The sequence below is a fragment of the Ramlibacter albus genome, from assembly GCF_014297445.1.
GTDB classification, from domain to species: Bacteria; Pseudomonadota; Gammaproteobacteria; order Burkholderiales; family Burkholderiaceae_C; genus Ramlibacter; species Ramlibacter albus.
Map to the genome: position 1 here is coordinate 88,296 of NZ_JACORU010000014.1, position 23,367 is coordinate 111,662.

A 23,367-nucleotide genomic window follows, 5' to 3' on the forward strand; every position below is an offset into this window, starting at 1 on the left:
CGTAGACTGCGGGCATGAAGCCCCGGATCCTGAGGGTGACAGTCAAGCGCTGACCATGTCCTTCGGCACCACTCGCCCCATCTCGTCGCCGAAGCGCCGGCGCATCACGTCGTCGAATGCTTCGCCGACCGGCGCGATGGTGCCGCCACCGCGCACGAGGTAAGCCGCCGGGTCGTCACGCCCCGGCGGCGATTCGCCCTTCGCCACGCCGGCCGCCGACTGCAGCATCAACCGGCGGAAGTGCACCACCGCCACATCCGTGGGCCCGAGCAGCTCGCGCGTGCGGTCCGCGATGCGGCCCTGGCTGTCCTGGATCGCGGCGTCCTGCTCCGACACACCCTCGATGCCGGTGAAGTTCTCCAGCTTCTGCATGCGCCGGTCCATCAGGTACTCGTTGCCGCGGTTGCGCACGGGGACGTAGTTCGCATCGCGTGCGGGGTAGACCGCGCCCCCCGTCACATAGGACGAGCGCTCCTGCTCGGTCAGCGGCCGCTCGGGGTTCCACGAGTAGCAGAAGATCCAGCACGAGTGGTCGTCGATCGGCACCCAGCTCTGGCCGTGGTACGTCTGGCCCTCGGTGGCGCTCGGCGTGTAGCCGTGGCAGGGCATCAGGTACTGCGCGATGCGCCAGTAGTGCTCGCCGGGGTCCGCCTGCCGCGACGCGCCGAGCACCAGGCCCGCCGCATGGCGCTTCACCTGGTAGCGCGGGCGCGGGTCCTCGCGCATCCAGCGCACGTGGTCCTGGCTCATCGTCCTGGCGTTGTAGCCGCGCACGGCACGCAGCGCGCGCTCGGCGAACTCCGCTTCGCTGCGCGCCACCGGCATGTGCAGGAAGGAGAAGTGCGCGGTGTCGATGCCGCCTTCGGCCGCCTGCGCCCAGTTGCATTCCTGCAGCTTCTTCGAAACATAGCGGTGCTCACCGGGGACGAGCGCGAATTCCATCTGCGGCAACGGCGGCGGCTCGGCGCCGCCGGCAAGTTCGGCCATGTACGCCCACACCATGCCGCCCCACTCGCGCGTGGGGTAGGCGCGGATGCGCGCCTTGGCGCACATCGTCTGCGCGGTCTCCGGCGGCACGGTCGGCATGTCCAGGCACTGGCCCGTCACGTCGAACTTCCAGCCGTGGTAGGCGCAGCGCACGCCGCCTTCCTCGTTGCGGCCGAAGTAGAGGTCGGCGCCGCGGTGCGGGCAGCGCGGCTCGACGAGGCCGATGCGGCCCTCCGAGTCGCGGAAGGCCAGCAGGTCCTCGCCGAGGATGCGCACGCGCACCTGCGGGCCGTCGCGCTCGGGCAGTTCCTCGGACAGCAGCACGGGGATCCAGTAGCTGCGGAACAGCTGCCCCATGGCCGTGCCCGGCCCGGTGCGCGTGAGCGTCTCGTTGTCTTCGCGGCTCAGCATGGCTTCACTGCGTCGTGACGGTGAGGCCGGCCTTCTTGACGAGGTCGGTCCAGCGCGCGGTGTCCTTCTCGATCAGCGCGCGGAATTCCGCGGGCGTCGCGGTGGCCACTTCGCCGCCGACGGCCCCGAGCTGCGCCTTCACTTCAGGTGCTTGCAGGGCCTTCTGCAATGCCGAGACCAGCTTGGTGCTGATGGCCTGCGGCATGCCGGCCGGCCCGACGATGCCGAACCAGGGTTGCACCATCGCGGTCGGGTAGCCCACTTCGGCCATCGTCGGCACGTCGGGGAATTGCGGCGAGCGATTCGGTGCGGTGGTCGCGAGCACTTTCACGCGGCCCGCCTTCGACTCGCTGATCGCCAGGATGGCGGCCATGCTCGTCATCGCGACCTGCCCGCTCGCGAGCTCCACGATCATCGGCGCCGAGCCCTTGTAGGGGATCGCCTGTGCATCCAGCTTGGCGGCCAGCTTGAACAACTCGAAGCTGAGGTGCGCGGTGGTGCCGACGCCGGGATGGCCGTAGTTGTACTTGCCCGGGTTCTTGTGCACCAGCTCCACGAGCGACTTCACGTCGTTCACGGGCATCTTCGAGCTCACGACGAGGAAGTTCGGCGACGCGGCCGCGAGGCCGATCAAGGTGAAGTCCTTCAGCGCGTCGTAGGGGAGCTTGCGGCCCAATGCGGGGTCGATGGCGAGCGACGGCACGGAGAACAGCAGCGTGTAGCCATCGGGCCTGGCCTGCGCGACGAAGGCGTTGCCGATGACGCCGTCGCCGCCCGGCTTGTTCTCCACGACGACGGTGCCGTTCAACTCCTTGCCCAGCTGCTGCGCGACGACACGCGCGAACACGTCGGTCACACCGCCGGGTGCGAGCGGCACCACGAGCTTGATCGGCTTGTCGGGGAAGGCGTCCTGGGCATGCGCCGTCGGCGCAAGGGCGGCGGCGCAGGCGAGCGCGACGAACGCGCGGCGCAGGAGTGCGGGGTACTTCATGGCGTCCTCTCGTGGGCGACGGTGTTTTCGAGGCGGCCGAGGCCGCTGACTTCCACTTCGATGCGGTCGCCCGCCTTCATGAACAGCTGCGGCTCGCGCTTGACGCCCACGCCGGAAGGCGTGCCGGTGACGATCACGTCGCCGGGCCTGAGCGTCATCACGGTGGAGATGTAGTTGATGAGGACGGGGATCGAGAAGATCAGCTGGTCGGTGTTGCCGCGCTGCACCTCCTCGCCATTGAGGCGCGTGACGAGTTCGAGCCGCTGGCCGTCCTTGATCTCGTCGCGGGTCACCATCCACGGCCCGAACGCGCCGGTGCCGTCGAAGTTCTTGCCCGCGCCCCACTGCGTGGTGTGGTACTGCCAGTCGCGGATCGACGCGTCGTTGTAGGGCGCATAGCCCGCGATGTGCGACCAAGCGTCTTCCTTCGCGATGCGGCGGCCGCCCTTGCCGATGACGAGCGCGATCTCGCCTTCGAAGTCGAGCTGCTCCGACTCCGTCGGCAGCGGGATCGCCGCGCCGTGCGCCGTCTGCGAGGTCGGCCAGCGCGGGAACAGCGTGGGGAACTTCGTCTCGGCGCGCTTCGCTTCGAGGCGATGCGCCTCGTAGTTCAGGCCGATGCAGACGATCTTCTCGGGGTTGGGGATCACCGGCAGCAGCCGCACGTCCGCAAGGCGCAACGCGGCGCCGCGGTCGGCCGCTGCGAGGCTCTCGCGGATCGCGCCGAGGCCGCCCTGGCCCAGCGCGTCGCGCAACGTGGGCGCGACGTGGCCGAGGTCGACGATGCGGTCGTTGCCTTCGAGCGCGCCCCAGGAGGGCTTGCCATTGCGGGTGTAGCTGAGGAGCTTCATGGATCTAGCGTGTGGTGAAGGGGGCGTGCCAGCCGATGGATGCGAGCGTGCGGGTGGACGGCGCGTATTCGCAGCCGATCCAGCGGTCCCATCCCAGTTTCTCGAGCTGGCGGAAGAACCAGTGCAGGTCCAGCTCGCCCACGCCGGGCTCGTTGCGCCCCGGCGTGTTGCCGATCTGCATGTGGCCGATGTAGGGGTACACCTGCCGCAGCCGCTCGGTGAGGTTGCCCTCCTGCATCTGCACGTGGTACGTGTCGAAGCACAGCTTGATGTTGGGCTTGCCCAGCTCGTCGATGATCTGCGTGCCCTCGTCCAGCCGCGAGTAGAGGTACGCGGGAAACCGCGCGTTGCACACCGGCTCGATGATGATCGTGATGCCCTCGCGCCCCGCGATATCGGCCGCATAGGCGAGGTTCTCCTTGAACACCGCCATGCACTCGTCGATGCGGTGGTGCGGCTCCAGGTTGCCGGCGAGCACGTGCACCATGGGCTTGCCGACACCCAGCGCGTATTCGATCGCGGTCTCGACGCTGCGGCGGCACTCGTCCTTCTTCTCGGGCAGGCACGCAATGCCGCGTGAGCCGCCTTCCCAGTCCACGGGCGCGAGGACCTGCACGAGCGTGAGCCCGTTGTCCTTCAGGTGCGCCGCGAGCTTGCGGGCGGGGTATTCGTAGGGGAAGGCCACTTCCACGCCGGAAAAGCCCGCTTGCGCGGCGGCGGTGTAGCGGTCCCACATGGGCAGCTCGGTGAAGAGCCAGCGCAGGTTGGGGTCGAAACGAAGCATCCGGTACTACTCCTGGGGATGTCGGCTGCGGGCGCACCGCTTGAACCGCACTCTACGGAGCGCGATTGCCAAGCACAATCGAGAAATACTCAGTGCAGTTTTGAGGTTGGCTGATGAATGTGACGCTCAAGCAGTTGCGGGCTTTCGTGGCGCTGGCCGAGGCGGGCAGCTTCACGGCGGCGGCGCAGCCGGCTGCACGTCACGCCGTCGGCGCTCAGCCTGGTGATCAAGGACCTCGAGTCCACGGTCGGGCTGCGCCTGTTCGACCGCACCACGCGGCAGACGCGGCTGGCACCCGCGGGCCGCGACTTCCTGCCTTCGGCGCGCAAGCTGGTGGAGGACTTCGCGCGCGCGATCGAAGGGCTGCGCGAGTTCCAGGGCGTGGAGCGCGGCGTGCTGCGCATCGCGGGCTCGCCCATCTACGCGGGCACGCTGGTGCCGGAGCTGGCGGCGCAGTTCAGCGAATTGCATCCGGGTATCCGCGTGCACGTCGTCGATGCGCTGACCGAGCAGGTTGCCGCGAAAGTGGCGAGCGGCGATGCGGACCTCGGCATCGCGCCCGAACGCGCGGTGCCGGCCGAAGTGGTGCAGGCGCAGTTGTTCCGCGACGACGTGCAGCTCGTGTGCCGGCCCGACCATCCGCTCGCCGCGCAGGACGCCGTGCAGTGGGTCGAGGCGCTGCGCCATCCCTATGTTTCGCTCTCGCCGGACTACGCGATGACGATGCGCGCGGACCTCGCGCATTTTTCCGAGAGCCTGACGCTGGAGCCCGAAACCTATGTCACCTTCATCACGACGGCGCTCGCCTTGGTGAAGGCGGGCAAGGGCATCACCGCGCAGCCGGCGCATGCGGAGCCGCTCGCCGCGGCGTATGGGCTCGTCGTGCGGCCGCTGCATGGCCCGCGCATCCAGCGGCGCATCTGCCTGCTGACGCCGCGCGAACGCGAGGCGTCGCCGGCGGCGCACGCTTTCCTGCAGTTCCTCGCGCGCCGCTTTCCGCAGGCCGCGTGAACAGCGGCTTACGGGGCTAGCGCGACGCTTCGTCGAGCAGCGCGACGTCTTCGGCCGAGAGCTTCAGGCGTGCGGCCGCGGCCAGCTCCTTCAGTTGCTGCAGCGAAGTCGCGCTGGCGATGGGCGCGGTGATCGCGGGCTTGGTGAGCTGCCATGCGACCGCCACCTGCCCGCACGTGGCGTTGTTGCGCTTCGCGACGGCGTCGAGCGCATCGAGGATGCGAAGGCCGCGCTCGTTGAGGTAGTTCTTGACGATGTTGCCGCCGCGCGCGCTCTTGGATGCGTCTTCGGGCGTGCGGTACTTGCCCGTGAGGAAGCCGGCGGCGAGCGCATAGAACGGGATGACACCCACGCCGTATTCGGTGCACACCTGCTGCAGCCCGTCCTCGAACTCCTTGCGCGAGTAGAGGTTGTACAGCGGCTGCAGGGATTCGTAGCGGGCCAGGCCCAGCTTCTCGCTCACCTGCAGGGCGGAGCGCAAGCGGTCCGCGCTGTAGTTGGAGCAGCCGACGGCGCGCACCTTGCCCGCGCGGACGAGCTCGGTGAACGCCGCCATCGTCTCTTCCTGCGGCGTTTCGGTGTCGTCGTCGTGCGACTGGTAAAGGTCGATCACGTCCGTCTGCAGGCGGCGCAGCGAGTCTTCGACGGCGCGCCGGATGTACGCGGGGCTCAGGCCCTTGCCGGCGGGCATCGGCTTGCCGACCTTGGTGGCGAGCACCACCTTGTCGCGCTTGCCACTCGCCTTGAACCACTTGCCGATGATCGTTTCCGACTCGCCGCCGGTGTGGCCCTTCACCCAGTACGAATACACGTCGGCCGTGTCGACGAAGTTGAAGCCTTCGTCCAGCCACGCGTCGAGCAGGCTGAAGGAGGTCTTCTCGTCGGCCGTCCAGCCGAAGACGTTGCCGCCGAAGCAGATGGGCGAAACCTGCAGGCCGCTGCGGCCGAGCGAACGGTAGTTCATGGTCGAGTCGATCAGGATTGCATCAGGAGGCGCATCGTACGCTGCCCCACGCGGCGGCCCGGCGGCAGCCCCTTCTTCGCCCTCTCGGCCTCGATGGCATCGCGCGTGTTGCGGCCCATCACGCCGTCGGCCGTGACCTTGCCGTAGCCCTGTTGCACCAGCCACGATTGCAGCTCGCGCACCTGCGCGCGCGACAGGCCCGGGTCGTCCGTCGGCCACGGCGTGACGATGCCGGGGCCGCCCGCGAGCTTGTTGGCGAGCACGGCCACTTCCATCACGTACTTCTCCGAGTTGTTGTAGCGGAAGATCGAGAGGAAGTTGCGCGACACGAGGAACGCGGGGCCCGGCAGGCCCACCGGCAGGAAGGGGAAGAGCTCCGGGTCGCCGTTGACCTGCAGCGGCACCGGCTTGCCCGCGGCATCGACGGCCTGCCAGCCCGCGGCCGCCCACGCGGAGGCCTTCTGCGCGCGATCGCGTTGCCGCGTGGCGTTGCCCCCGGTGGCGAACTGGGCGCGTTCGGCGGGCGGCACCACGACCTCCACATACACGGGCGCAGTCGTGATCCAGCCGCCGCGCTTGACGAGGTGGTTGGCCGTCGACGCCCACGCATCGCGTTCGGAGCCGACGATGTCGGCGACACCGTCACCGTCGCCATCCACCGCGATCTGCTCGAAGGTGTCCGGCACGAACTGCGTGCGGCCGAATGCGCCGGCCCACGAGCCGCGATACGTCTCGGGCTTGACCTTGTTGTCGCGCAGCAGGCGCACGGCGGCGTACGCACGTTCGCGCGAACTGCAGGTCTTTGCCGGGTCGGGGCAGGGGCGCAGGCACGCGAGCGAGATCGTGGCGTCGAGGATCGGGATGCGGCCGAGGGCGGGGCCGTAGTTCGTCTCGATGCCGTAGAGCGCGACGATGATTTCCTTCGGCACGCCGAATTGCGCTTCGATCCGCTGCAGTGCTTCGCGCTCGCGCGCGAGCACCGCGCGGCCTTCCTCGACGCGCTGGTCGTCGGTGGTGGCCGCGAGATCGTCCCACCAGAAGGTGGGCTCGGTGACTTGCACCAGCATCGACTGGCGCACGCGGTCGTCGTATTGCGCGGTGGATGCGTAGCGCAGGAAGTCCTCGCTGCGCAGGGGCCGTTGCGCGGTGTTCGTTTGCGACGCGAGCGATTGCACGCACGCCTGGAACTGCTCGGGCGGCATCGGCTGGTCCAGAGGTGCGGCGCGCGAGCAGCCGGCGGCAAGCACGGTGGCGGCGGCGAGCAGCCACCGCAGAGTCAGGGATCTGGGCATGGTTCGCATGCTACGGCTGTGGACGGGCGGCCCTTGTCGGCGCATGCCGACAGCCGCCATCCATCCTGTCTTTCGGCGAGCGGGGTGCCTCGCGCGTCTTTGAAGTGTGGGGCCACCTTCGGCCCTTCACAACCTCGACAGGAGACCCACATGAAACTGCAAGCCATCACCCTCGCCGCCGCCATGGCCCTGGCCGGCTCGGCCTTTGCGGCGACGTCCACCACCACGACGACCACCGTGCACCAGACCCCCAGCGGCACCGTGACGAAACAGGTGACGAAGGAGCGCCATCATCCCGCGCGCCATGTCGCGTACAACCACCACCACCGCCACCACAAGAAGATCGTCGCCGTCGTGAAGACGCCGAAGCATCGTCACGTGGCGAAGGTGACGACCGTGCGCACGACGACGCGTGCGAGCTAACGCGCAGGTTAGCGGAACAGCCTGCTGTACTCGAAGCTGCGCACCGCGGTGGCCTTGATCTTCGCTGCATCCGGATGGGCGGGGTTGATCAGCGCCACCGCTTCCTCCGGCACGATGACGGAGGGCACGAGCAGGATCGCACTCGCGCCGGCCGCGAGCCACTCGGCACCGAGCTCGGCGCTCGATTCACCCGCCGGGATGGCATCCCATGTCACCGGAAGCGCTTCGGGGGCGAGCACCTGCCGATTGCGCCACGCATGCTCGGGGACGTCGATGCGAACCACGTACCGATTTCCCGGCAGCCCGGTTTCGGCCATGTGCGCGGCCGTCTCCAGCGCGGCCAGGGAAATCGTGAGCGTCGTGTAGAGCACCGGCGCGCCTGCGTTGTTCCAACGCCCCGGATACTGGGCGGCACCGGTGCCGCTCAAGTCGTCAGCCCTGTACTGCCGGGTCTCTTCGGCAATACGCCACAGCATCATTGGTAGGCACCGCTCTGCAGCGCCCCAAGCAGCCTGAGCACGACGTCGAGGCCGGTCCGTGTGTCGATCAGTTCCGACGACTTGCGCCCGCCCAGCGAAGGCTGCGGCGTTTCGAGCCAGCGACCCAACCACTTTTCCGTGTCGAATCCGCGTGCTTCGGGTGCGGTGGAATTCGCGACGATTTCGTGCGCTCTCGCCAGCAGCCTTGCCACACCGATGATGGCCTGCCCGCCCATGCCTGCAATCGTCTCGCCGGCGGCCACTTTCCTCTCGGCCGTCGCCTTGGGCACACCGAGCATCTCGAAGACGCGTGCCTGGGGTAGCCCAAGCTGGCGGGCGATGTCCTTCAGGATGGCGCTCGGCACGCCTTTGCGTTCGAGTTCGACCAGCTCCAGCGGCGTCGCGCGTGTGACGACTTCCACGAGCTGCGCGAGGTCCTTGAGCGCTGGTTGGCGCGGCCTCGCCGTGTGCGGCTTTGAAGTCGCAGGCGTCGGTTGGTGCGCTCGGCGCGCGGGCATGGGAAGCGAGGCGGTCGTCACGAGGTCTCCCGGATTGGCCTGATATGAAGCTGATTCTAGTCTCAATCGAGACTTGGCCTCAACCACCCCGAAAAGCAAAAGGCCGCCAGTCCTGCGACTGGCGGCCTTGCTGTCTGGTGCCGGAGAGAGGAATTGAACCCCCGACCTTCGCATTACGAATGCGCTGCTCTACCGACTGAGCTACTCCGGCGAAGCCTCAGATTATAGCAGCCTACGAAAGGTGGTACCCGGTCACCCTTTCCACCTCGTTCTTCGAGCCCAGCACCACGCTCACCCGCTGGTGCAGCTTGCCCGGCTGGATGTCCAGGATGCGCTGGCGGCCGTCGGTGGCGGCGCCGCCGGCCTGCTCGACGAGCCAGCTCATCGGGTTGGCCTCGTACATCAGGCGCAGCTTGCCCGGCTTGTCCGGCTCGCGCTTGTCCCACGGGTACATGAAGATGCCGCCGCGCGTGAGGATGCGGTGCACGTCGGCCACCATGCTGGCCACCCAGCGCATGTTGAAGTCCTTGCCGCGCGGGCCCTCCTTGCCGGCCAGGCACTCGTCGATGTAGCGCTTCACCGGGGCGTCCCAGTGACGCATGTTCGACATGTTGATCGCGAACTCCTTGGTGTCGGCGGGGATCTTCACGTGCTCCTCGGTCAGCACGAACGAACCCTGCTCGCGGTCCAGCGTGAACATCGCGACGCCGTCACCCACCGTCAGCACCAGCGTCGTCTGCGGGCCGTAGATGCAGTAGCCGGCCGCCACCTGCTTGTTGCCGCTCTGCAGGAAGTCGGCTTCCGACACGCCGCCGTTCGTGGCCTCCGGCTTCTTCAGCACGCTGAAGATCGTGCCGATGCTCACGTTCACGTCGATGTTGGACGAGCCGTCCAGCGGGTCGAACAGCAGCAGGTACTCGCCCTGCGGGTAGCGGTTGGGCACGAGGTGGATGGTGTCCATCTCCTCGCTCGCCATCGCGGCGAGGTGGCCGCCCCACTCGTTGGCCTCGATCAGCACCTCGTTGGCGATGATGTCCAGCTTCTTCTGCACTTCGCCCTGCACGTTCTCCTTGTCGGCGGAGCCGAGCACGCCGCCGAGCGCGCCTTTCTCCACCGAGTGGCTGATCGCCTTGCAGGCGCGCGCCACGACCTCGATCAGCAGGCGCAGGTCGGATGGGATGCGGCCGTCGACGCGCTGCTGCTCGACGAGGTAACGGGTCAGGGAGATCTTCGCGCTCATTTCTGCATCTCGAACGTGGGGAGTTTCTTCGGGACTGCGACGTTCTTCAGCGTCGCGTACACGGGCATGCCGTTGCGGTAGCGAGGATAGTCCTCGCCCTGGATGAGGGGGCGCAGGTAGCGCTTGCAGGCTTCGGTGATGCCGAAACCGTCGGCGGTGATGAAGTTGCGCGGCATGAACTTCTCGGTGTTGGCCACCTTGTCCAGCGGCGCGACGCCGATGCGGTACTTGTAGGGCGCGTCGCTCACGCGCTCAACGGTGGGCATCACGGCGTTGTGGCCCTTGAGCGCGAGCTTGACGGCGGCGGCGCCGACTTCATAAGCCTGCTTCGCGTCGGTCTTCGAGGCGATGTGGCGCGCGGCGCGCTGCAGGTAGTCGGCGACGGCCCAGTGGAACTTGTAGCCGAGCCCTTGCTTGACCATGTTGGCGACGACGGGCGCCGCGCCACCGAGCTGCGCATGGCCGAAGGCGTCCTTGGTGCCTTGCTCCGCGAGGAAGGTGCCGTCGGGGTGGTGGCAGCCTTCGGAGACCACCACCGTGCAGAAGCCGTGCTTCTTCACCAACGCCTCGACACGCGCGAGGAATTTCTTCTCGTCGAATTCGACCTCGGGGAAGAGCACGACGACGGGGATGCCCTCGTCCTCGATCAGCCCGCCCGCAGCCGCGATCCAGCCCGCATGGCGCCCCATCACTTCGAGCACGAACACCTTGGTGGACGTCTTCGCCATCGAGCGCACGTCGAACGACGCCTCGAGCGCCGACACCGCGACGTACTTCGCCACCGAGCCGAAACCGGGGCAGCAGTCGGTGATCGGCAGGTCGTTGTCCACCGTCTTGGGCACGTGGATCGCCTGGATCGGGTAGCCCATGGTCTGCGACAGCTGGCTCACCTTGAAACAGGTGTCCGCCGAGTCGCCGCCGCCGTTGTAGAAGAAGTAGCCGATGCCGTGCGCCCTGAACACCTCGATGAGGCGCTCGTACTCGCGCTTGTTCGCCTCCAGCGACTTGAGCTTGTAGCGGCAGGACCCGAACGCGCCGGAGGGCGTCGAGCGCAGCAGCGCGATGGCGGCAGCACTCTCCTTGCTCGTGTCGATCAGGTCCTCGGTCAGCGCGCCGATGATGCCGTTGCGCCCCGCATAGACCTTGCCGATGCGGTCCCTGTTGGCGCGCGCCGTCTCGATGACGCCGCACGCCGACGCGTTGATGACGGCGGTGACGCCGCCCGACTGCGCGTAGAAAGCGTTCTTCTTCTCCTTCGCAGCCATGGCGTGCCTCCGCGTCTAGTCCGCAAGGGCGCGGGTCACGACCTCGCGCACGTCGTTGCTCAGGTCCGGCTTGGCGGCAACGCGCGCAATCGCTTCGCGTGCAGCCGTGCGCAGCGGCTCGGCCAGTTTCTTCCAGCGGTCCAGCGCACGCGCGAGGCGCGCGGCCACCTGCGGGTTCATCGAGTCGAGCTCCATGACGCGCTCGCTCCAGAACACGTAGCCGGCCGCGTCCGCGCGGTGGAAGCCGCCCGGGTTGCCGCTGCAGTAGCTGAAGATGACGCTGCGCGCGCGGTTCGGGTTGCGGATGTTGAAGTCGGGGTGCGACATCAGCTGCTTGACGACGGGCAGCACGTTGCCGCCCCGGTCGGGCGCGCTCGCCTGCAGCGCGAACCACTTGTCGATGACGAGCGCCTCGTCCTTGAACATCGCGTGGAAGCGTTGCAATGCTTCGGCCGCGAGCGGGTGGCCGCTCGTGACGAGGGCCGTCAGCGCATTGAAGCGGTCGGTCATGTTGCCCGCGTCCTTGAAGCGCTGGTAGGCCTTGCCGGGCCACACCGTGTCGCCGCTCTGGCGCGCGGCCAGGCACAGGTGGGCCAGCGCGAGCCCGGCGAGGGCGCGACGGCCGCTGGAGACGGGATCGGGCCGATACGCGCCCGTGTCCTTGTTCTGCTCGTACGCCTGCTCGAAATCGGCGAAGAGCTGCTGCGCGAGCTGCTCCTTCATCGCTTCGCGCACGACGTGCACGCGCTGCGGGTCCACGGTTTCCAGCTGCTCGGCGATGTAGGTTTCGCCGGGCAGCGTGAGCACCAGCTCCTTGAACGCCGCATCCAGCGTGGGATGGCGCAGCACGGTTCGCATCGCCTCGACGAAAGGCGCATCGAGTTCGACCTCGCCGCCGCCGCGGATGGCTTTCAGCGCGCGGGCCGTCGCGAGGCGCTGCGCCGCTTCCCAGCGGTTGAACGGGTCGGTGTCGTGCGCCAGCAGGGTGAGCAGCCGCTCGTCGGTGTAGTCGTGGTCGAGGATTACCGGCGCGCTGAAGCCGCGCAGCAGCGACGGCACGGGCGCGGCCTGCAGGCCGTTGAAGGTGAGCGTCTCGCTGGCTTCGGTCAGCACGTGCATGCCGGACGCGACTTCACGGCCGTCGGCGGCGACGAGGCCGTAGGCGATCGGGATCACGAACGGCAGCTTGGTCGCCTGGCCCGGCGTGGGCGCGCAGGACTGCGACAGCGTCAGGGTGTAGGTGCCGCTCGCCTCGTCGAAGCGGCCCTCGGCGCGCACGCGCGGCGTGCCGGCCTGGCTGTACCAGCGCTTGAACTGCTCCAGCTTCTGCGCGAGCGGCGACTCGGGGTTGGCATCCGCGATCGCCTGCGCGAAGTCGTCGCACGTCACGGCATGCCCGTCATGGCGTTGGAAGTACAGCGCCATGCCCTTCGCGAAGCCTTCGCGGCCGACGAGGGTCTGCTGCATGCGCACGACCTCGGCGCCTTTTTCGTACACGGTCACCGTGTAGAAGTTGTTGATCTCCAGGTACTGGTCGGGCCGCACCGGGTGCGCCATCGGGCCCGCGTCCTCGGGGAACTGCGCGCTGCGCAGCACGCGCACGTCCTCGATGCGCTTGACGGCGCGTGCAGACGCTTCACCCGCGAGGTCCTGGCTGAACTCCTGGTCGCGGAAAACCGTGAGGCCTTCCTTCAGCGACAGCTGGAACCAGTCGCGGCAGGTCACGCGGTTGCCGGTCCAGTTGTGGAAATACTCGTGGCCCACCACCGACTCGATGTTGGCGAAGTCCACATCGGTGGCCGTGGCCTGCGAGGCGAGAACGTACTTCGTGTTGAAGATGTTCAGGCCCTTGTTCTCCATGGCGCCCATGTTGAAGTCGCTCGTGGCGACGATCATGAAGCGCTCCAGGTCCAGCGGCAGGTTGAAGCGCGCCTCGTCCCACGCCACCGAGTGCATCAGCGAGTTCATCGCGTGCTCGGTCTTGTCCAGGTCGCCGGCGCGCACGTACACCTGCAGCAAATGCTCCTTGCCGCTGCGCGAGACGATGCGCTGCTCGCGGCACACCAGCTGCCCCGCGACCAGCGCGAAGAGGTAGCTGGGCTTGCGGAACGGGTCGACCCACTTGGCGAAGTGGCGGTCGTCGTCCAGCTCGCCTTGCTCCACGAGGTTGCCGTTGGACAGCATCACGGGGTACTTCGTCTTGTCGCCACGCAGCGTGACGGTGTAGCTGGCCATCACGTCCGGCCGGTCGAGGAAGTAGGTGATGCGGCGGAAGCCCTCGGCTTCGCACTGCGTGAAGAACGATTCGTTGCTGACGTACAGGCCCATCAGCTTGGTGTTCTTCGCAGGCGCGCAGGTGGTGAAGATCTCCAGCTCGAAGGGGTCGTTGCCCTCCGGCAGGTTCTCCAGCACCAGCGTGTGGTCCTCCATCTTGAAGGACGTGCCTTGCCCGTTGACCAGCACGCGCGCGAGGTTCAGCTCCTCGCCATCCAGGCGCAGCGCCTGCGGCGGCACGTCCGGGTTGCGGCGCACGCGCATCTTGTTGAGCACGCGCGTCTTCGCCGGGTCGAGGTCGAAGGTCAGGTCGACGCTGTCGATCCAGAAGGGCGGGGGCAGGTAGTCCTGCCGGTAGATCACGTTGTTGTGGCCTTCACGCATGGAGTGTCTCCAGGAAGTTCTTGTTGGCGAGGTCCAGGAAATCGGGGGCCTGCGCGATCACGTGCGCGCCACCCAGTTCGGCGGCGGTGTGCGTCGTGCAGATGCTCACCGCGCGCATGCCGGCGCGCCGCGCGGCTTCGATGCCGAACGGTGCGTCTTCGAAAACGATGCACTGCGAAGCCTGGGCGCCCATGCGGCGCGCGGCCTCCAGGAAGAGGGCGGGGTCGGGCTTGCCGGGCAGGCCCTCGTCGCCGCCGACGATGGCGTCGGGCGCTTGCGCCAGCTTGAGGTGGCCGAGCGTGAATGCGATGTTGTGCCTGTCGCCGGCTGTGGCAATGCCGCAGCGGATGCCCCGCTCGCGCGCCGCCCGGATGAAATCGCTGACGCCGCGTACTTCGCGGAACTGCGATGCGAAGAGGTCGCGGTAGATCGCTTCCTTCTCCGCAATGAGTTCCAGCGCCCGGGCTTCGGGCGTGTCCGCACCCATCAGCTCGCGGATGCATTCGACGCCGTTGCGGCCGGTGGTCCGCGCGAGCACTTCAGCGACGGACATGTCGATGCCGTGCCTGCGCGTGAAAGCCTCCCAGCTCCTGGCGTGCGTCGGCATGGAGTCGACGAGCGTGCCGTCCATGTCAAAGATGAAGACGGGCGCGCTCACAGGCCGTCATGCCGGGCTCGACCCGGCATCCATCGTTGCGTGGTCCCACGCCGGCATGGATTGCGGGTCAAGCCCGCAATGACGGCTGTGGTGTTCATACGCCCTGCTTCAGGCTGGCCTCGATGAACGTGTCGAGGTCCCCGTCCAGCACCTTCTGCGTGTTGGAGATTTCCACGTTCGTCCGCAAGTCCTTGATGCGGCTCTGGTCCAGCACGTAGCTGCGGATCTGGTGGCCCCAGCCCACATCGGTCTTGGTCGCCTCCAGCGCCTGCTGCGCCTCCATGCGCTTGCGCATCTCGAAGTCGTACAGGCGCGAGCGCAGGCGCCGCCACGCCACGTCGCGGTTGCTGTGCTGGCTGCGGCTGTCCTGGCACTGCACCACGATGCCCGTGGGCATGTGCGTCAGGCGCACCGCGGAGTCCGTCTTGTTGATGTGCTGGCCGCCCGCGCCGGAGGCACGGAACGTGTCCACGCGCACGTCGGCGGGGTTGACGTCGATCTCGATCGAGTCGTCGATCTCGGGGTAGACGAACACCGAAGCGAAACTCGTGTGCCGACCGCCCGACGAATCGAACGGCGACTTGCGAACGAGCCGGTGCACGCCCGTCTCGGTGCGCAGCAGCCCGAACGCGTACTCGCCCTCGATCTTGAGCGTGGCGCTCTTGATGCCCGCCACGTCGCCGGGCGTCTCGTCCTCGATGGTGTACTTGAAGCCCTTGCGCTCGGCGTACTTGATGTACTGGCGCATGAGCATGCTCGCCCAGTCGCACGCTTCCGTGCCGCCGGCGCCTGCCTGCAGGTCGAGGAAGCAGTTGTTCGGGTCCGCCGGCTGGTTGAACATGCGGCGGAACTCGAGGTCCTCGACGATCTTCGTGAGCTTGGCGGTCTCGGCCTCGATGGTCTGCAGGCCGGCCTCGTCGCCCTCCTCCTTGCTCATCTCGAAGAGCTCGAGGTTGTCCGAGGTCTCACGCTCGAGGTCGGTGAGGGAGACCACCACCGCGTCGAGCTGCTTCTTTTCCTTGCCCAGTTCCTGGGCCTTCTTGGGGTCGTTCCAGACCGCGGGGTCTTCCAGCGCGGCGTTGACGGTCCTCAGCCTCTCCGACTTCGCATCGAAGTCAAAGATACCTCCGTAGTTCAGAGGTCCGGGTCTGGAGATCGGCGAGTGTCGTGCCGATCAGGTTGGTGCGTTCTGCGTCCATCTGGAGAATCCTTGAGAGCCAAGGATTCTCCCATAAGGAACGAGGAGGATCAGCGGGTGCCGCCCAGGCGCGTCTGCGCGGTGCGGCTGCCCAGCGTGGCGGCGCGCTGCAGCCAGCGCACGGCTTGGCCGGAGTCGGCCTGCACCGTGGCGCCTTCCAGGTAGGCCACGCCGAGGAAGTAGCTCATCTCGGTGCGGCCGAGCTTGATGCCGTCTTCCGTGCTCTTGCCCGAGCGCTTGACGATGTACGGGATCTCGCCGCGGCCTTCGGCAAACGCCTGCATCGACTCGATCGTGTCGGCGAAGAAGCGATCGCGAATGCGAGTCACGCGCGCCTTGTCGGCGGCCGGCGCGGCGGCGATCAGTTCGTCCGCCAGCGCGGGCAGCACTTCGAAAGGCGTCATGCCGCCGCGCACCTTGGGCGAGTACCAGGCGCGCAGCATCGCGCGGTCCAGCGGCAACAGGCCTTCCACTTTGGTGGGGAAGTAGCTGAGCACCGTCTTGCCGGCGGGGTGGCCGCGCACGCCCATCACGTGCATGGCCTCGTGGTAGGCGCAGCGCCACGCATCCCGGCCGCGCATCTGCACGGCAGCCGACTCGATGCGCGTCTCGGTATAGAAATTCAGGAAGGTGACGCAGGGCTGGTTGTCTTCCAGCATGTAGTCGGGCGTGATCTCGACGCTCACGTTGGCCACCTGCGCTGCGTCGGCGCGGTCGCTCACGTCTACCAGTTTGATGCCGGCCTCGCCGGCCACGGCGCGCAGCGCTTCGAGGGTGTGCTGCTTGTGGGAGGCGAGGTTGACGCCGTAGACGCGCACGCGCATCTCCTGTTCCCAGCGTACGAGGCGTGTGGGCGTGCCGCTCTGGTGCCACAGCACTTCCCACATCGTGCCGAGCCCTTGCTCGAACTCATCCGCCTGCGCAAAGGCCGGACTCAGCACTGCAGCCAACAGGAGGGCCGCGAAACCCGACTTCCTCATGAGCAACTACCCCTTCGATGGCGCCTACTATGGAGTAGGACACTTCCTACGGCAAGGTTTGTTACGTTGGAGAGGGCCGGTAGCAGTGGCTCGTCGGCAAAATTCACGCATCGGACGCGTAAGTCCGCGTGAATGAACAAAAAGGTGTTCGTGCGCCCGCGCTAGCCGCCGAGAAAACTTTCGATGTGCTGCGCCAGCTGCCGAGGTTGGTCGTGGTGCATCATGTGCCCCGCGTCCTCGATGCGGACTACACGGTGGTCGGAAACGGACTTCAGACGTTCTTCGTACTGCGCGAGCGTGAAGCGGCCCTGCCACCACTGGCTGAGGCTGTCGTCCGAAGCCACCACGGCCAGCGTCGGCGCGGTGATCGCCTTGTAGAGCTCCAGCACCTCGTCCTCGCGGCTGAGGTTGGCGTTGACGATCTTGTGCGCAGCGTGGCCGAGGATCCGCCATTTGCCTTCGGCGTCCGGCTTCGCCCAGTGGCGGGCCAGCCAGCCCGCCTTGTCCTGCGTCAGGCGCTTGTTGGTCTTCATCAGGCGTTGGGCGACGCCGTCCGCCGAGTCGTACGGCTTCAGCTCCATTTCGCCGCGGTGGTAGGCCTTGAGTTCGTCGATCCACTTCGCGAGCCGCCCCGGCGCCTGCGAGGGCTTCGTCTTCGGCATGCCGAAGCCTTCGAGGTTGACGAGGCGCCGCACGCGCGCGGGCTTCACGCCCGAATAGTGCATCGCGACGTTGCCGCCCATGCTGTGGCCCACGAGGTTCACGGGCTGGTCCGGCGAGAAATGGTCGATCAGGAAATCGAGGTCGGCCAGGTAATCGGGGAACCAGTAGTTGTCCGTGTGGGGGACGTCGGTGGCGCCGTAGCCGCGCCAGTCCGGCGCGATGACGTAGTGGTCTCGCTCGAACTCGTCCACCACGAACTGGTACGACGCCGCCACGTCCATCCAGCCGTGCACCATCACCAGCGGCACCTTGCCCGGCCCCGGCTCGCCCCACGTGAGCACGTGGTAGTTCAGGTTGCGGATCGGGACGAACTGGTTGCGGAAAATCCGGCGGGGTTGGTACATCGTGGCGGGGCTGGTTACAGTGACGCCGATGATACGGAGCGGCGCCATGCAGGACAGTCAAGGCAGGGACAACTACCACGCGATGCACGGGTCTTTCGGCTGGCACGTGCCGCCCGACTTCAACATCGCGCGCGAGTGCTGCGCGCGCTGGGCGGTGCGGCGCGATGCGGACACGCGCGTGGCGGTCATCGCGCACGGCGTGAAGGGCGAGGGCGCGACCATGACCTACGCGCAGCTGCAGCAGCGCGCCAACGCCCTGAGCAACCTGCTGGCCACGCTGGGCGTGCACCGCGGCGACCGCGTCGCCATCGTCATGCCGCAGCGCTTCGAGACGGCGGTGGCGTACATGGCGGTGTTCCAGCTGGGCGCCGTCGCCATGCCGCTGTCGATGCTGTTCGGCCCCGAGGCGCTGGAGTACCGGCTGCAGGACAGCGAGGCGGTGGTGGCGATCTGCGACGAAAGCTCCATCGCCAACGTCGACCAGGTGCGCGCGCAGTGCCCGTTGCTGCGCGAGGTGATCGGCGTGGGCGCCGCCGCTGCCGATGCGGACATCGACTGGCAGGCCGAGCTGCAGGGCATGTCCACCGAGTTCGTCTACGCGCATACGCATGCCGACGATGCCGCGGTGCTGATTTATACGAGCGGCACCACCGGGCCACCGAAGGGTGCGTTGATCCCGCACCGCGCGCTGATCGGCAACCTGTCGGGCTTCGTGTGCAGCCAGAACTGGTTCGGCTTCGACGGCCAGTCGAACAAGAAGACCGACGCGGTCTTCTGGTCGCCGGCCGATTGGGCGTGGACCGGCGGGTTGATGGACGCGCTGCTGCCGACGCTCTACTTCGGCCGGCCCATCGTCGGCTACAACGGCCGCTTCAACCCCGAGCTGGCCTTCACGCTGATCCAGGAGCACGGGGTGACGCACACCTTCCTGTTCCCGACGGCGCTGAAGGCGATGATGAAGGTGTTCCCCGAGCCGCGCGAGCACTTCAAGCTGAAGCTGCAGGCGATCATGAGCGCCGGTGAGGCAGTCGGCGACGCGGTGTTCGCGTACTGCCGCGACCACCTCGGCGTGATCGTCAACGAGATGTTCGGGCAGACGGAGATCAACTACGTGGTCGGCAACTGCGCGAGGTACTGGCCTGCGCGCGCCGGCAGCATGGGCAGGCCGTACCCGGGCCATCGTGTCGCCGTGATCGATGACGAAGGGCGAGAATGCCCACCTGGCGTACCCGGCGACGTGGCCGTGAACCGTTACGACATCCACGGCGACCCCGACCCGATCTTCTTCCTCGGCTACTGGAAGAACGAGAACGCCACGCGCGCCAAGTACACCGGCGACTGGTGCCGCACCGGCGACCTCGCCACGCGCGACGAGGACGGCTACCTCTGGTACCAGGGCCGCGCGGACGACGTGTTCAAGGCGGCGGGCTACCGCATCGGGCCGAGCGAGATCGAGAACTGCCTCGTGAAGCACCCCGCAGTTGTCAACGCCGCCGTCGTGCCCAAGCCGGACCGGGAACGCGGCGCGCTCGTGAAGGCGTACGTGGTGCTGGCACCGCACGTCGCGCAGGCGCGCGCCATCACCACACGCGGCCAGAACGCGTTCGACAGCGAGCTCATCGCGCAGCTGCAGGCGCACGTGAAGGACAAGCTGGCGCCCTACGAGTACCCGAAGGAGATCGAGTTCATCGAGCAGCTGCCGATGACGACCACGGGCAAGGTGCAGCGCCGCGTGCTGCGCCTGCAGGAAGAGGAGCGGGCGCGGTCCGCGGCGAGCTGATGTGCGCCAACTACGTGCCGGTGTCGCGGCGTGAGAGGCTGCTCACCTTCTTCGGCGTCGAGCGCGAGCGCGACGACCCGCAGGTCGATGCGTGGCCGGTGGGCATGGCGCCCTTCATCCGGATGGCGGAAGACGGCACCAAGGTCGCCGAGGACGGCCTCTTCGGCCTGCTGCCGCACTTCGCCACCGAGGTGAGCTACGGCCGCCGCACGTACAACGCGCGCAGCGAAACCGTCGACAAGCTCCCGAGCTTCAAGGAGGCCTGGAGCAAGGGCTGGCGCTGCATCATCCCGGCCGAGATCATCTACGAGCCGAACTACGAGAGCGGCAAGGCCGAGCGCTGGGCCATTTACCAGGAGGGCAACGTGCCCTTCGGCATCGCGGGCGTCTACCGCAAGTGGCGTGACCCGAATGCGCAGTACAAGGAGGTGTTCAGCTTCGCCATGCTCACCGTCAATGCCGACGGCCACCCGGTGATGCAGCGCTTCCACAAGCCGGAGGACGAGAAGCGCATGGTGGTGGTGCTGCACCCGAACGACTACGCCGAGTGGCTGTCTTGCCCGGTCGACGAAGCGAAGCGCTTCTTCAAGCGCTGGGAAGGCCCGATGCTGTGCGAGCCGCTGCCCCTGCCGCCGCGCGCGCCGAAGGCCAGCAGCGTGCGCACGGTGCGGCCGCCCAGGCCGCCGGAGAACCCGCAGCTGTTCTGACCGCCCGCCGAACGAGCTTGTGCGGGCCGGGCGATGTGACTACGCTAGATCGCAGGCCCACTGAAGAGGAGGCGGCCGTGACCACTTTCGCTCGAACCCTCGTGGCGATGGCAGTGCCATTCGCGTTTGGATCCGTCGCAGCGCAAGACCTGCCCGCCGTCGGCAGCAAGGTCCAGGGGAAGGTGGCGGTCGGCCGCAACACGCTGGTGTTCCCGCCGGGCACCTGGGACGTCGTGTGGACGGGGGATGCCACGACGGGCATCACCGGCGACGGCGCACGCTCCAAGGTGGCGCGGCTGATGGCCGTGCAACGCGACGACGCCGGGCAGTGGCGCGCCATGCTGTACCACGCCTCCACGCTCGTCACCACCGCCGGCATCGGGAACTGGAACACGACGGCGTGCGAACGCAGGAACCCGCTGCACATGGACTTCTCCGGCAACTTCAAGTTTCCGGAATGCACGTTCGTCGACTTCCTCATCACGCCGAGGAACAGGCCGCCCGAGACCGACCCCGTCTACCGCGCGCTGTGGGACTGGTCGCAGCAGAACAAGGTGAAGCTGCCGGTGTCTTACCTGCGCGTCTGGTATGCGAGGTACCAGGGCGGCGACTATGTCCAGACGCAGGTGAGCGTCAACCCGGAAGCGATGGGGATGCCGCCGGCCGTCGTGACCGACCGCGAGACCAGCGAGTGGAACGCGGCCGTGCTCAAGGGCGACCCGCGCCGCCTGGCTTATGTCGAGGAGCTCAAGAAATGGAGCGCGGAGCTGGCGGCCAATGCGCGCACGACCGTGGGCGGCGGCAGCCCGAAATCGGATAGCCTGCCGCCGCTGCCGCAGGCCAAGTAGCTCAGCCGGCGGTGCAGGCGCCGCCGCTGGCGCGCTTGAACGCGTTGCCGCGCGCCAGCGCGAGCGGCCCGTCGCCGCCCATGATCTTCAGCTCGCCGCCGGTGGCCTCGAGCACGAGCGAGCCGTACTTGGTGGCCTGGGTGCGCAGCGTGTTGCCCGAGATGCTGCCTTCGAGCGTGCGAACGCGGTCGCGGCGCATCAGCGTGCCCTCGACCTGCTGGGCGCCCAGCTGCTTGAGCTTGAGGCTGAAGTCGTTGAGCAGGCCCTGGCCGCACCAGAGCCCGTCGAACGTGCCGCCCGCGAAGGTGGCGGGCGCGGCGGCGACGAGCGCGGAAAGGATGAGGTTGCGGGGCAGGCGCATGGGCGGAAAAGTAGCACGCTGATGTAAAGAACTGCGTAGGAGCGCTGCCCGGCCGCATTGGTTCCCGGCCTTTGAGCCAACACAAAAGCCTTACTCGCGGCGCGGTGCTAAGCTGGCCGCTTCACCTGGAGACACCAAGCACCATGCCCGGACTGCTGCCCAACGTCGACCCCGACGGCCTGCTCGAATTCTCCGTGGTCTACACGGACCGCGCCCTCAACCACATGTCGCGCGCGTTCGGCGGCGTCATGCGCGACATCTCCGGCATCCTCAAGGAGGTGTACAACGGCCACAGCACCGCGCTCGTGCCCGGCAGCGGCACCTTCGGCATGGAGTCGGTCGCGCGGCAGTTCGCGACGGGCAAGGACGTGCTGGTCATCCGCAACGGCTGGTTCAGCTTCCGCTGGTCGCAGATCTTCGAGATGGGGAACATCCCCGCGTCGGCGACGATCCTGAAGGCGCGCAAGCAGGGCACCGGCCCGACGGCGCCGTGGGCACCCGTACCCGTTGCCGAAGTGGTCGCAGCGATCCGCGAGAAGAAGCCCGCCGTGGTCTTCGCGCCGCACGTCGAGACGGCCAGCGGCATGATCCTGCCCGACGACTACATGCGCGCCGTTGGCGAAGCGGTGCACGAGGTGGGCGGCCTCTTCGTGCTGGATTGCATCGCATCGGGCGCGATGTGGGTCGACATGAAGGCCTGCAACATCGACGTGCTGATCTCCGCACCGCAAAAGGGCTGGAGCAGCTCGCCTTGCTGCGCCATGGTGGTGATGAGCGAGCGCGCCCGCTTGGGCCTCGACGGCACCACCAGCAACAGCTTCGCGATGGACTTGAAGAAGTGGCTCCAGATCATGGAGACCTACGAGTCCGGTGCGCACATGTACCACGCCACCATGCCCACGGATGCGCTCACGCGCCTGCGTGCGGTGATGGTCGAGACGCGCGACTACGGTTTCGCGAAGGTGAAGGCGGAGCAGGAGGAGCTGGGCCGCAAGGTGCGCGCGCTGTTCGAGAGCCGCGGTTTCGCGAGCGTGGCCGCCGACGGCTTCAAGGCGCCGGGCGTGGTGGTGAGCTACACGAGCGACCCGGACATCCAGAGCGGCAAGAAATTCCTCGGCGAGGGCTTGCAGACCGCCGCGGGCGTGCCGCTGCAGTGCGACGAAGGCGCGGACTTCAAGACGTTCCGCATCGGTCTGTTCGGGCTGGAGAAGTGGCACCACGTCGACCGCACGGTCGGGCACCTGACTGCGGCGCTGGACCGGCTGGGCATTACGGCGCCCGCCAAGGCTGCGTGAGCCAGAGGCTGTCATTGCGGGCTTGACCCGCAATCCATCCCGGCATGCGACGCCGCTCGTTACTGCTCGTGCCCTTCGCCGGCACCGCCATGGCCGACGAATCCCTCAACCGCGCAGCGCTCGCCGCGACCAAGGCCCGCAACACGCCGCTGGCCCTGTCGCTCATCGCGCGTGGCGCCGACGTCAACTGGCAGGACGAGATCCGCGACAGCGTCTTCCTCTACGCCGGCGCGGAGGGCCTCACCGAGATCGCGCAGGCGGCCATCGCCGCCGGTGCCGACCTCAAAAGCACCAACCGCTACGGTGGCACGGCGCTCATCCCCGCCTGCCACCACGGGCACGTGGACACCGTGCGCCTGCTGCTCACCACGAAGATCGACGTGGACCACGTCAACAACCTCGGCTGGACGGCGCTGCTCGAGGCCGTGATCCTGGGCGACGGCAGCCCGCGCTACGTCGAGATCGTGCAGATGCTCGTGACGCGAGGCGCGAACGTGAACCTGCCCGACCGGCAAGGCGTGACGCCACTGCAGCACGCCGTGCAACGCAACCAGCAGCGCGTCGCGCAGGTGCTGCGCACCGCCGGCGCTCGCTGACCA

23 protein-coding genes and 1 tRNA gene are annotated in these 23,367 nt (G+C 67.7%); 7 read left to right on the forward strand and 17 right to left on the reverse strand.

What is annotated here, in order from left to right; all coding sequences use genetic code 11:
- Positions 1-42 precede the first annotated feature (42 nt).
- Genes H8R02_RS26560 through H8R02_RS26575 form a run of 4 tightly spaced genes read right to left on the reverse strand, consistent with a single transcriptional unit; the run spans position 43 to position 4,024 of the window.
- Positions 43-1,398 carry a Rieske 2Fe-2S domain-containing protein gene (locus H8R02_RS26560; protein ID WP_187084540.1) on the reverse strand — a complete coding sequence of 452 codons (1,356 nt, stop codon included), beginning with the start codon at positions 1,396-1,398 and terminating at the stop codon, positions 43-45.
- Positions 1,399-1,402: 4 nt separating this feature from the next.
- Positions 1,403-2,389, reverse strand: a complete 987-nt coding sequence (locus tag H8R02_RS26565; RefSeq protein WP_187084541.1) for a Bug family tripartite tricarboxylate transporter substrate binding protein — start codon at positions 2,387-2,389, stop codon at positions 1,403-1,405.
- Complete coding sequence (locus H8R02_RS26570; RefSeq protein ID WP_187084542.1) at positions 2,386-3,240, reverse strand: fumarylacetoacetate hydrolase family protein; 855 nt, start codon at positions 3,238-3,240, stop codon at positions 2,386-2,388. The genes H8R02_RS26565 and H8R02_RS26570 overlap by 4 nt, the downstream gene beginning before the upstream one ends.
- A 4-nt stretch (positions 3,241-3,244) precedes the next feature.
- On the reverse strand, positions 3,245-4,024 hold the full coding sequence (locus tag H8R02_RS26575) for a hydroxypyruvate isomerase family protein (protein WP_187084543.1): 780 nt from the start codon (positions 4,022-4,024) through the stop codon (positions 3,245-3,247).
- Positions 4,025-4,216: 192 nt separating this feature from the next.
- Here H8R02_RS26575 and H8R02_RS26580 point away from each other — a divergent pair, with 192 nt between their 5' ends.
- Complete coding sequence (locus H8R02_RS26580; RefSeq protein ID WP_255429585.1) at positions 4,217-5,035, forward strand: LysR family transcriptional regulator; 819 nt, start codon at positions 4,217-4,219, stop codon at positions 5,033-5,035.
- A gap of 16 nt (positions 5,036-5,051) precedes the next feature.
- On the opposite strand, the gene H8R02_RS26585 is transcribed toward H8R02_RS26580, so the two are convergent.
- Both H8R02_RS26585 and H8R02_RS26590 read right to left on the reverse strand, forming a co-directional pair.
- The gene (locus H8R02_RS26585) at positions 5,052-5,999 is read right to left on the reverse strand and encodes an aldo/keto reductase (protein WP_187084545.1); all 948 of its coding nucleotides are present in this window, start codon (positions 5,997-5,999) and stop codon (positions 5,052-5,054) included.
- A gap of 11 nt (positions 6,000-6,010) precedes the next feature.
- Positions 6,011-7,291, reverse strand: coding sequence for a lytic murein transglycosylase (locus H8R02_RS26590; RefSeq protein WP_187084546.1), 1,281 nt, complete (start codon positions 7,289-7,291; stop codon positions 6,011-6,013).
- Positions 7,292-7,441: 150 nt separating this feature from the next.
- Between H8R02_RS26590 and H8R02_RS26595 the strand changes: the two genes are divergently transcribed.
- Complete coding sequence (locus H8R02_RS26595) at positions 7,442-7,714, forward strand: hypothetical protein (protein ID WP_187084547.1); 273 nt, start codon at positions 7,442-7,444, stop codon at positions 7,712-7,714.
- A gap of 8 nt (positions 7,715-7,722) precedes the next feature.
- On the opposite strand, the gene H8R02_RS26600 is transcribed toward H8R02_RS26595, so the two are convergent.
- From H8R02_RS26600 to H8R02_RS26645, 10 genes are all read right to left on the reverse strand, one after another.
- A complete protein-coding gene (locus H8R02_RS26600) occupies positions 7,723-8,193 on the reverse strand; it encodes an RES family NAD+ phosphorylase (protein ID WP_187084548.1) in 471 nt (156 codons plus the stop codon).
- Complete coding sequence (locus tag H8R02_RS26605) at positions 8,190-8,615, reverse strand: Xre family toxin-antitoxin system antitoxin (protein WP_354004979.1); 426 nt, start codon at positions 8,613-8,615, stop codon at positions 8,190-8,192. Before H8R02_RS26605 ends, H8R02_RS26600 begins: the two co-directional genes overlap by 4 nt.
- Before the next feature lie 231 nt (positions 8,616-8,846).
- Positions 8,847-8,922: transfer RNA gene (locus tag H8R02_RS26610), tRNA-Thr, on the reverse strand.
- 21 nt (positions 8,923-8,943) lie between these two features.
- Positions 8,944-9,951 (reverse strand): class 1 fructose-bisphosphatase, encoded by a 1,008-nt coding sequence (locus tag H8R02_RS26615; RefSeq protein WP_187084549.1) that lies wholly within the window; start codon positions 9,949-9,951, stop codon positions 8,944-8,946.
- Positions 9,948-11,216: a 6-phosphofructokinase gene (locus H8R02_RS26620; protein ID WP_187084550.1), complete on the reverse strand. Its 1,269-nt coding sequence runs from the start codon at positions 11,214-11,216 to the stop codon at positions 9,948-9,950. The genes H8R02_RS26615 and H8R02_RS26620 overlap by 4 nt, the downstream gene beginning before the upstream one ends.
- 15 nt (positions 11,217-11,231) lie before the next feature.
- Entirely contained in the window at positions 11,232-13,874 is a 2,643-nt protein-coding gene (gene pepN, locus H8R02_RS26625) for an aminopeptidase N (RefSeq protein ID WP_187084551.1), read from the reverse strand.
- Entirely contained in the window at positions 13,867-14,532 is a 666-nt protein-coding gene (locus H8R02_RS26630; protein ID WP_354004980.1) for an HAD family hydrolase, read from the reverse strand. Before H8R02_RS26630 ends, pepN begins: the two co-directional genes overlap by 8 nt.
- 94 nt (positions 14,533-14,626) lie before the next feature.
- Positions 14,627-15,731 (reverse strand): peptide chain release factor 2 gene (prfB, locus tag H8R02_RS26635; protein WP_187084553.1). Its coding sequence is split into 2 segments (ribosomal slippage): positions 14,627-15,649 and positions 15,651-15,731, totalling 1,104 coding nucleotides; the frame shifts between segments, so codons are not numbered across the junction.
- A 49-nt stretch (positions 15,732-15,780) separates the two neighbouring features.
- The gene (locus H8R02_RS26640) at positions 15,781-16,710 is read right to left on the reverse strand and encodes a hypothetical protein (protein WP_187084554.1); all 930 of its coding nucleotides are present in this window, start codon (positions 16,708-16,710) and stop codon (positions 15,781-15,783) included.
- Between the two features lie 161 nt (positions 16,711-16,871).
- Entirely contained in the window at positions 16,872-17,777 is a 906-nt protein-coding gene (locus H8R02_RS26645; protein ID WP_187084592.1) for an alpha/beta fold hydrolase, read from the reverse strand.
- Between the two features lie 46 nt (positions 17,778-17,823).
- Between H8R02_RS26645 and H8R02_RS26650 the strand changes: the two genes are divergently transcribed.
- From H8R02_RS26650 to H8R02_RS26660, 3 genes are all read left to right on the forward strand, one after another.
- Positions 17,824-19,557 (forward strand): acetate--CoA ligase, encoded by a 1,734-nt coding sequence (locus H8R02_RS26650; protein ID WP_187084555.1) that lies wholly within the window; start codon positions 17,824-17,826, stop codon positions 19,555-19,557.
- Complete coding sequence (locus H8R02_RS26655; RefSeq protein WP_187084556.1) at positions 19,557-20,264, forward strand: SOS response-associated peptidase; 708 nt, start codon at positions 19,557-19,559, stop codon at positions 20,262-20,264. Before H8R02_RS26650 ends, H8R02_RS26655 begins: the two co-directional genes overlap by 1 nt.
- 77 nt (positions 20,265-20,341) lie before the next feature.
- Positions 20,342-21,112: a hypothetical protein gene (locus H8R02_RS26660; protein WP_187084557.1), complete on the forward strand. Its 771-nt coding sequence runs from the start codon at positions 20,342-20,344 to the stop codon at positions 21,110-21,112.
- Between the two features lies 1 nt (position 21,113).
- Here the strand turns inward: H8R02_RS26660 and H8R02_RS26665 are convergent, their stop codons facing one another.
- Positions 21,114-21,473 (reverse strand): hypothetical protein, encoded by a 360-nt coding sequence (locus H8R02_RS26665; RefSeq protein WP_187084558.1) that lies wholly within the window; start codon positions 21,471-21,473, stop codon positions 21,114-21,116.
- Between the two features lie 143 nt (positions 21,474-21,616).
- Between H8R02_RS26665 and H8R02_RS26670 the strand changes: the two genes are divergently transcribed.
- Positions 21,617-22,768, forward strand: a complete 1,152-nt coding sequence (locus H8R02_RS26670) for an aminotransferase class V-fold PLP-dependent enzyme (protein ID WP_187084559.1) — start codon at positions 21,617-21,619, stop codon at positions 22,766-22,768.
- A 44-nt stretch (positions 22,769-22,812) separates the two neighbouring features.
- The gene (locus tag H8R02_RS26675) at positions 22,813-23,364 is read left to right on the forward strand and encodes an ankyrin repeat domain-containing protein (RefSeq protein WP_187084560.1); all 552 of its coding nucleotides are present in this window, start codon (positions 22,813-22,815) and stop codon (positions 23,362-23,364) included.
- Positions 23,365-23,367: the final 3 nt, after the last annotated feature.